The 8,607-nt window shown below is 63.1% G+C and carries 11 protein-coding genes; 4 read left to right on the forward strand and 7 right to left on the reverse strand.

The annotated features are described in order from the left end of the window. Positions 1–74 precede the first annotated feature (74 nt). From flgC to AB6O04_RS18775, 3 genes are all read right to left on the reverse strand, one after another. Positions 75–482 (reverse strand): flagellar basal body rod protein FlgC, encoded by a 408-nt coding sequence (gene flgC, locus AB6O04_RS18765; protein ID WP_368565859.1) that lies wholly within the window; start codon positions 480–482, stop codon positions 75–77. Positions 483–493: 11 nt separating this feature from the next. Further along, positions 494–880, reverse strand: a complete 387-nt coding sequence (flgB, locus tag AB6O04_RS18770; RefSeq protein ID WP_337344774.1) for a flagellar basal body rod protein FlgB — start codon at positions 878–880, stop codon at positions 494–496. A gap of 147 nt (positions 881–1,027) precedes the next feature. Further along, the gene (locus tag AB6O04_RS18775) at positions 1,028–1,972 is read right to left on the reverse strand and encodes a chemotaxis protein (protein ID WP_368565860.1); all 945 of its coding nucleotides are present in this window, start codon (positions 1,970–1,972) and stop codon (positions 1,028–1,030) included. A 343-nt stretch (positions 1,973–2,315) separates the two neighbouring features. Here AB6O04_RS18775 and flgA point away from each other — a divergent pair, with 343 nt between their 5' ends. The 4 genes from flgA (at position 2,316) to AB6O04_RS18795 (ending at position 5,307) form a co-directional block, all read left to right on the forward strand. Next, the gene (gene flgA, locus AB6O04_RS18780) at positions 2,316–2,930 is read left to right on the forward strand and encodes a flagellar basal body P-ring formation chaperone FlgA (protein WP_368565865.1); all 615 of its coding nucleotides are present in this window, start codon (positions 2,316–2,318) and stop codon (positions 2,928–2,930) included. A 252-nt stretch (positions 2,931–3,182) separates the two neighbouring features. Next, positions 3,183–3,491, forward strand: a complete 309-nt coding sequence (flgM, locus tag AB6O04_RS18785) for a flagellar biosynthesis anti-sigma factor FlgM (RefSeq protein WP_368565861.1) — start codon at positions 3,183–3,185, stop codon at positions 3,489–3,491. Then, complete coding sequence (locus AB6O04_RS18790) at positions 3,488–3,838, forward strand: flagellar protein FlgN (protein ID WP_368565862.1); 351 nt, start codon at positions 3,488–3,490, stop codon at positions 3,836–3,838. Before flgM ends, AB6O04_RS18790 begins: the two co-directional genes overlap by 4 nt. 296 nt (positions 3,839–4,134) lie before the next feature. Continuing rightward, complete coding sequence (locus AB6O04_RS18795; protein ID WP_368565866.1) at positions 4,135–5,307, forward strand: ATP-binding protein; 1,173 nt, start codon at positions 4,135–4,137, stop codon at positions 5,305–5,307. Positions 5,308–5,624: 317 nt separating this feature from the next. Here AB6O04_RS18795 and AB6O04_RS18800 read toward each other — a convergent pair whose 3' ends face one another. From AB6O04_RS18800 to AB6O04_RS18815, 4 genes are all read right to left on the reverse strand, one after another. Continuing rightward, positions 5,625–5,873 carry a GIY-YIG nuclease family protein gene (locus AB6O04_RS18800; protein ID WP_368565867.1) on the reverse strand — a complete coding sequence of 83 codons (249 nt, stop codon included), beginning with the start codon at positions 5,871–5,873 and terminating at the stop codon, positions 5,625–5,627. A gap of 10 nt (positions 5,874–5,883) precedes the next feature. Then, positions 5,884–7,530, reverse strand: coding sequence for an EAL domain-containing protein (locus AB6O04_RS18805; protein ID WP_368565868.1), 1,647 nt, complete (start codon positions 7,528–7,530; stop codon positions 5,884–5,886). 106 nt (positions 7,531–7,636) lie between these two features. Beyond that, positions 7,637–8,371: a sensor histidine kinase gene (locus AB6O04_RS18810; protein WP_368565863.1), complete on the reverse strand. Its 735-nt coding sequence runs from the start codon at positions 8,369–8,371 to the stop codon at positions 7,637–7,639. Beyond that, positions 8,313–8,607, reverse strand: a 295-nt coding sequence (locus AB6O04_RS18815) for a hypothetical protein (RefSeq protein ID WP_368565864.1), incomplete at its 5' end; no start/stop codon positions are given. The genes AB6O04_RS18810 and AB6O04_RS18815, both read right to left, overlap by 59 nt.

Genomic DNA, 8,607 nt, shown 5'->3' on the forward strand with positions numbered 1-8,607 from the left:
CTTCCTTGCCCCGTACGCACTGGATTGCGGCGTGGCCTATCCCAATAGCGTTAACAGGCCCCTGGATTACCGCGTCAGCGGCCCATCGACAGCGTGGCCAGCGCCAGTTCCTTGGCGGTGTTCAACACTTCCACGCCCGCCTGGTAGCCGCGCGAGGCCGAAATCAAGTTCACCATCTGCGCCACCGGATCCACATCCGGCGCGTATACGTAGCCGTCGGCGTCGGCCATCGGATGGCCGGGTTCGTAACGCTTGATCGGCGGTGCGTCGCTCTGGGAGATTTCCTTGACCTGCACCGAGGTCAGCGAGCCGTCCTGCGACAGTTGGCGCGCCTGGAAAATGGGCTCGATGGGCTTGTAGACAGCTTCCGGCGAAGAGGCGATGGAATCGGCATTGGACAAGTTGCTGGCGATGGTATTCAACCGCACGGACTGCGCTTGCAGCGCGGAACCGGCGACATCGAAGATCGGAAGATTGCTCATGGTGTCGCCCCTTATTGGCCGGTGATGGCGGTCAGCATGGTCCGCACCTTGGATTCGATGAAACTCAGTGAGGCGCGGTATTCCAGCGCGGCACGGCCGTAAGCGGCGCGCTCGGTGTCGGCATCGACGGTGTTGCCATCCAGACTGGGCTGCACGCCGGCGCGTTCGAAGATCTGGCTGAGCCCCTGCAAGCCGGACAGATGCTGCTCGTTGGTGATGTCCAGCGGTTCGGCAGCCTTGGATGCCTTCTCTAACGCGGCCTGGAAGTCGATGTCCTTGGCCTTGTAGTTAGGCGTGTCGGCGTTGCTCAGGTTGCTGGCGATCAGCTGCATGCGCTGCTCACGCAGCGGCAGCGCCGCCGCATGGACGCCTAGATAGGAGGAAATCGGGTTGGACATGGCACGCTCCGGCAAACCGTTGCCAGGGGCGAGGCAAGAGCTGTGCCATAGGGTGGGCTCAAGCCCACCGCCCCCGCACTCGGGTCATCGCAACCGGACGTATGTGGATGGTGGGCCGGGGCCCACCCTATGCCGATTTTTGGTGCGTCAGGCCGCCGCAATCACCTGATGTAGCCGGTGCAGCACGTGCTCCGCCAACTCATGCGGGCTGTACTTGGCCACGAAGGCGTTGGCCCCCACGCGTTCCACCATGGCGTTGTTGAAAACGCCCGACAGGGAGGTATGCAGCAGCACGTACAGGTTGGCCAGGCCCGGGTGGCGACGGATTTCCGTCGTCAGGGTGTAGCCATCCATCGCCGGCATTTCAATATCCGAGATCACCATCGCATAGCGCTCGGCCGGATTCTCGCCGCCGGCGTGTATCTGCAAGAGATGGTCCAACGCCTGGCGGCCATCGGAAAGCAGGGTGGCGGTAACGCCGAGTTGCTCCAGCACGCTGCGGATCTGCGAACGCGCCACGCGCGAGTCGTCCACCACCAATACCTGCAGTTGAGGGGCGTCGCTGGGCAGTGCCATCTCCGGTGCCAGCGGAGCATCCATGCGCGCCTGCGAGATATCCGCCAGCACGCTTTCGACGTCGATCACCTGGATCAATTCGCCCTGGAAACGCGTTACCGCGGTGAGATAACTGCTCTCGGCACCGAGTTCCGGCGGCGGATGGATATCTTCCACGGCGATGTTGACGATGCGTTCCACGCCGCTGACCAGGAATCCCTGCACGGAGCGGTTGAATTCGGTCACCACCAGATAATTGGGTGCGTGTGCCGGGTCGGGATCGCGTTCCGGGTGGCGGATGCTCAGGCCCAGGTCCAGCACAGGAATGGAGCGTCCGCGCACGTCGGCTACGCCGGTGAATTCGGTGGGCAAGCCGGGCAGTTGGAACAAGGGCGGGCGCCGCAGGACTTCCTGCACCTTGAAGACGTTGACGCCAAAAAGCTGACGCCCGCCCAGGCGGAACAGGAGCAGGGCGAGCCGGTTGTGGCCGGCCAGACGGGTCCGCTGGTCGATGCGGTTGAGCAGGTCTTCAGTCATGGACGGGATATCGGCTGGGAAGGATTCCACTTGAGGGGCGATGGAGGTAGAAGAAATCCCGGTTGAGAAATTCCTGTAGGAGCGGCGTCCCGCCGCGAGCTCTTTCTGTCAGATCGCGATAAAAGCAAGAGCTCGCGGCGGGACGCCGCTCCTACAACAGCAAAAGCCGCGACGTAAGGAAAGTCCCCGAAGACCGTACAAATCCCCACGGCAGCGTTTTGCGGAAACACGGCGACGGCGGGGCCGGATCCGCCCGTTGGTACACCGCTTGCATCCACTTCCGCCAATGAACCGACCGAGACCGCCCATGCTGCGTTTTGCGATTGCCCTGGTCGGGCTGTTGATGGCGTTCGCCGTTGAGGCGACGGATTTCCAGTCGGTGGATTCGATCAAGGCTGCCGCCTTGGGTGCATTGGCGCCGGGGACCGAAGCGGAAGCGACCTTGGACACCGCATTGCGGTTGCCGCGCTGCCAGGAGGCGCTTAGCGCTCGCGTCAACGGTTCCAATTCGGTGGAAGTCAGTTGTCCGCAGGCCGCCGGTTGGCGGTTGTTCGTGCCGGTTCGCATCCGTCGCAGCCAGACGGTGCTGGTGTTGAGTCGGGGAATCGGCGCAGGTCAGCCAATCACCGCGGATGCTTTCGTCGCCGAAACCCGCGACGCCAGCCGCATCGTGGGCGCGGCCATTGCCGATCCCGCGCAGGCGGTGGGGCAGGTGGCACGACGTACACTTTCGGCGGGCACGGTGCTGAGCTCCAGTGATTTGGTTGCGCCGCGCCTGATTCGCCGCGGCGACAACGTGGCGCTGGTTTCCCGCCGTGGTGGGTTGGAAGTCCGCATGGCCGGCAAGGCCCTGGGCGATGCTGGCGAGAACGAACGGGTGATGGTGGAAAACCTCTCTTCCCGCCGCGTGATCCAAGGCACGGTCGGGCCGGGCGGCGACATCTGGGTGAGTCGATGAACAGGTTCGGCTGCATGAACAACATTGTTCTAAAGTTCCTTTCCCGGCGGCCGATACAGAGGGCGAGAGACCAGGGAGCGGTTGCCAGAGACCAGGGCCAGAGACCAGAGACAAGCGAAAGCGAAGGCAAGATCGCTCTCGCTTTTCCCTAGCCTCTGGCCCCCGACCTCTGGTCTCCGCCCCACTAAAGCTTCCACCCCCGCCGCCGATAACCTCAATGAATCCCGTTACAGGCAATAGGTAGAACTCCTTATGAGCCAGAAAATCGAAGGCACACCTCCGGCCGCTCTCCGTAGCACCGGACCCGTGGGAGGCCGCGTGGCGACTTCCGGTGCCGACCGTTCGCGGCCGGTGGAAGCCAGTGAAGGCGGCGACAGCCTGCGCCTGACCGGTGAAGCGGCCAGCCTGCAAGCCATGCAACGCGAGCTGTCCTCGGCTTCGGCTGTCGATAACGCCCGCGTACAGTCCATCCGTGAAGCGCTGCAAGCCGGCACCTACAAAGTCGATGCGCAGGCGATTGCCGACCGCATGCTAGACCTGGAAAGCCAGCTGGGCGCATGAGCGCGGTCCTGGACCAGTCGCTGGAGCGCCTGGCCGCCGCGCTCAGCGAAGAGCGGCGCGCCATCCTGGAACACGATGTGGAAGCGCTCATCCGCTCCACCCAGGAAAAGCTCGAGTCTTTACGCTCGATCGAGAAACTTGTACCCCCCGCCGCGCCCGCCGATTTCGAATCGCGCCTGGCCGCGCTGGCGGAAGCCAATCACGCCAACGGCGCACTGCTGGCCCGCCGCCGCCGCGAGGTCAACTGGGCGCTGCGCCATCTGGGCCGTAGCGAAAGCGCCGGGGCCTACGATGCCCATGGCCAGACCAATACCGTGAAGGCTACGCGGTCGCTTGCGGTCGTCTGAAAGCAAGAGCAAATCCCCCTCGATCCCCCTTTATTAAAGGGGGAGGCCAAGCAACAGCCTTTCGGCTCCCGGCTCCCGGCTCCCGGCTCCCGGCTCCCGGCTCCCGGCTCCCGGCTCCCGATTCCCGATTCCCGGCCCAGCGTCAAAAACGCGACGCCGTCGCTTGCCGCGCCTGGGGCGGTTACGGATACTGCCGTCTCGGCAAGCAGCGTTGATCCACAGGCACAATCGTGAGCGTCCCCCTTTCCCATCCCGCGGCCAGCGACCGTCTCGCGGACAGTCCCTCGTTCGAGGACATGCGGGCACTTAGTGAGCTGATGGACGATGGTGTGCTGCTGTGCCAGGGCATGAGGCGTCCGCTGCACGCCAATTCCGCCGCCCGCGCACTGGTGCCCGATGCCGACGAACCGCTGCAGGCGTTGGTGGATCTGATTCCCGCGCAGGCCCGTCTGGTCGCCCGGCAGACCGGCAGTTGGAACGGCGATCTGGCATTCGATGATGGCCGCATCCTGCAGGTGCGCGTCTATCTGCATCAGAACCCTGCTGGCGGTTACTGCCTGGTGCTGTTCCATGACGTCAGCGAAGCGCACGCACGCCAACAAGAGCTCCAACGGCGTCATGCGCAGTTGCGCCAGACCCTGGTGCGACTGGCCGGTACCCAGGAACAACTGCTGCAGTCGGAGAAAATGGCATCCATTGGCCAACTGGCCGCCGGCGTGGCGCACGAAATCAACAATCCCATCGGTTATGTGCATTCGAATCTGGGTTCGCTGCAGGAATACCTGCACAGCCTGTTTTCGTTGATCGAGATGTACGAACGCGCGTTGCGCGCACCTGATCCCAAGGCGCTGCTGCCCGAGATCGACGACATGCGCGCGCGCTACGACATCGACTTCATTAGCGGCGATCTGCCGCAGCTGATGGCCGAATCGCGTGAAGGCATTGAGCGGGTGACGCAGATCGTCCGCAATCTCAAGGATTTCTCCTATTCCGGGCGCGAGGATTCGTGGAAATCGACCGACCTGCATGCCGGTCTGGATTCCACCATCAACATCATCTGGAACGAACTGAAGTACAAGGTCACCCTGGAAAAGCGCTACGGCAAGCTGCCGCTGGTGCAATGCCTTCCGTCCGAGCTCAACCAGGTGTTCATGAACATCCTGCTCAATGCCGGCCACGCCATCAAGGAACGCGGCAAGATCACGCTGACCACGGGCGCGGCGGCGGACGAAGTCTGGCTGGAAATCGAGGACACCGGCGGCGGTATTCCGGAAGACATCCAACAGCGCATCTTCGATCCATTCTTCACCACCAAACCGGTGGGCAGTGGCACTGGGTTGGGCCTGTCGATTTCCTACGGTATCGTCAAGAAGCACAACGGCCGCATCGAAGTGCGCAGCACGCCGGGCGAAGGCTCCTGCTTCCGTATTACCTTGCCGATCCGGCAGCCGGGGCGTAGCGACATTTGAGGCCTCGTGGCCTTGTCTCCATGTAGAGCGACGGCTTGACCCGCCATTCGGCGGTTAAAGGCCAACAGCCGAATGGCGGGTCAATCCGCGATGAAGCTTTACCGGTAGAGCCTCGTCGCGACTTACGTCGCTCCCACGCGTCGGGGTTCCCGGTCGTTCACCGCTAGAGCTCCTAGCGTGATTCAAAGTGTCGCGCGCAGGGGCCAATACTTAGCGATGCTTCCTTGTGGGAGCGACGTAAGTCGCGACCGTAAGCGTCGACTGCACGGAAAGCGTCGCAACTCACATCGCTCCCACACGTTAGGGCATCCGGCCATTCACTGCTCGAAATAACCCAGCTTCTTCGCCCGCGGCAGCTGCTTAAGTTCCCACTCCGCACGCGCGGCGGCGCTGTGATCGGGATATGCCTTGCTGGCCAACAAACGTAACGGCGGGTTGGCGCGGGTGTATTTGGCGCCGGTGCCATTGGCGTGCGCCTGGTATCGCGCTACCACGTCACGCGCGATACCGGCGTAGTACGCGCCGCCACGGCATTCGATCAGGTACAGGTACCACACCTTCGTCAGAACCCCGTTCTCAGCCAAGGGTGCGGTGGTGTGGCTGATTTTCGTAAGCCGTGAACGCCTGGCGGATATGTTCGCGCAGATCGTCGTCGCTCCAGGGCTTGGTCAAAAAGCGATAGATTTCACCGCGGTTGATCGCCTCGGTGACGGTAGCGAGGTCGGTGTAGCCCGACAGCACCAGACGGACGGTATCCGGATACAACATGCGTACGCGGCCCAGGAATTCGGTGCCGCTCATGTCGGACATGCGCTGGTCGGACAGGATGACCTGCACATGGTTGGTGGCCAGCAGTTCGAAGGCGTCGTTGACGTTGCTGGCGGCCAGAATGCGGTACCCGTCACGGCGGAACAGCCGGACCAGCGAACGCAGGATGTTTTCTTCATCGTCCAACAGCAGCAGCGTGCGATCGGGCTTGGTGGCGGCAAAGGCCTGGGTACGCAAATACCGGCGGCGCAGCACCGTACCGGCTTCTTCGGCCGACATCGGCTCACCGAACAGATGACCTTGGAACATGTCGCACTGATTCCGTCGCAGGAATCCCAGCTGCACGTCGTTTTCCACGCCGTGCGCGATGACCTTCATGCCCAGCTGATGGCCCATGGCAATGATCGCGCAAGTGATCGCGACCTCGCGATTGCTGGTAGGCACGCCTTTGACGAAGCTGCGGTCGATCTTGATCTTGTCCACCGAAAACCGGATCAGCGAATCCAGATTGGAATCGCCCATGCCGAAATCATCCAGCGTCAACCGCACGCCTTCGCGATGCAGGTTGGCCAGCGTGCGATGGACAAGATTCGTGTCATTAGCCAGCGCGTTCTGGCGTACTTCCAGCACCACCATCTGCGACGGAATGCCGGCCTCCTGCATGGCTTCCAGCACCTCGGCGACGAAGCTTGGACGCAACAGCTGCAGCGTAGAGACGTTGACCGCGATCTCGAAATCGTCGAAGCCCCAATCACGCCAGACGCGTGCCTGCTGAAAGGCTTTCTTCAGCACCCAGTCACCGATCTGCACAATCACGCCCAGCTTTTCGGCCATGTGCATGAAGCGCTCGGGCACCAGCATGCCCAGACCGGGGGAATACCAGCGCAGCAATGCCTCCATTCCGACCACGCGGCCGTCGTGGGCGTTGATCTGCGGCTGGTAGAGCAGGCGCAGTTCGTCGTTGGCGATGGCGTTGACGATCTGGCGGGCGATGATGCTGTCGCTGCGCCCGCTGATCGTCGCGCCCTGGCGGTACAGGCGCACCAGGTTCATGCCTTCGTGCTTGGCCTGATCGACCGCGCTTTCGGCGCGCTGCAACAGCGTGGTGGCGGTGTCGGCGTGTTCCGGGCACAGGGCTATGCCAATGGTGCCTGTGAGGAACAATGTGTAAGGCAGCACCGACATCGGCAGTTCGATCTGCTCGCGCAGATAGTCGCCATAGTTCTCCGGCGATAGCGTGGTCAGCGTACGCGGCGCGGCAACCACGAATTCATCGCTGCCGTGGCGCCACAAATGCGCATCCGGCCCAACCATCTCCCGTAGCCGTTCGGCGATCAGGGCCATGGCTTGATCGCCCACTTCCACGCCCATGTTTTCGTTGATCGAACGGAAGTGATCGATATCGATGTAGAGCAGCATCAACGGCGTGCCGCCGCCGACCGCAGCCTCCACCATCCGGTTCAGATCGGGTTCGCCGGCGCCCAGGCGCGGCAGGTGGGTTGGAAGGGGAGTGTGCGGATTCAAATGCGGAATGGAAAGATGGGGATCGGAGGGGAGCGGTTCAGTACCGGGGAGCGTGAACAGGCGCGACGGCTTCCAGCGGCGCGTCCGGCATCGCATAGGGTAGGCGAAGTTCGAAGCGGATACCTACGCCGGGCAGGACGTCGACGCCAAGATCGCCATGCACGGCCATCGCCCATGTGCGCAACAGTGGCGTGTCCGGGGCGGGCTGATCAAGAGCAGGTTGATCAAGCTCCAGCCGCAATCGCAGGTTGTCTTTCTCGTCCCGCAGTTGCAGGAAGATGTGCAATGGCGACCGGGTCGCGGTAGCTTGCCGCAGCAACTGCTGGATGATGCGGAAGCCGGTCAGTGCGATCTCCGTCGCCGGCCGCTGTGGCAGCGCGTCGATGTCCAGCGCCACACGCACGGGCGTGGTTGCCGACAATCGTTCGGCTTCGGCGCGCAACGCGGCCTCCAGGCCCAGGCCCTCAAGTTGTGGCGGATGGAGCAGGGCATGCAGGTCGCGCAGTTGCGCCACGGTCTCGTCGGCGACACGAATGATTTCCAGCAGGTCCTCACGGCGCTGGGCGGCGTCGGCTTCGTCCAGAGTCAGATGCGCGGACATCTTGATGGCGGAGATCGCCTGGCCGATCTGGTTGTGCAGCGCCCGCGCGGCCGTATGGCGGTCGGCTTCGTGCAATGCGGACAGCTGACGCAGGCAGACGTGCCATGCCAGTTCATGCGCCGATCCGTCCGGCGCGAGCGATCCAGGGGAAGAGGGGACGGTCCCAGGCAACGGCGAAGTCATCGTAGAAGCAGTCGTCTCGCGGGCAGGCGGGCTCAGTATGCCAGCCGAACCAGACGACGCGTGAAACATCGCGGTTACAGGTTTGCCAGGGGCGGTCTTTGCTGTTGTAGGAGCGGCGTCCCGCCGCGAGTTCTTCCTGGGGCACATCCCCGAGCGAATTTCCATTGTGGGAGCGACGTGAGTCGCGACCGGAAACACCAACGTCGCGACTCACGTCGCTCCCA

The sequence above is a fragment of the Pseudoxanthomonas sp. UTMC 1351 genome, assembly GCF_040948865.1.
Lineage (GTDB): Bacteria > Pseudomonadota > Gammaproteobacteria > Xanthomonadales > Xanthomonadaceae > Pseudoxanthomonas_A.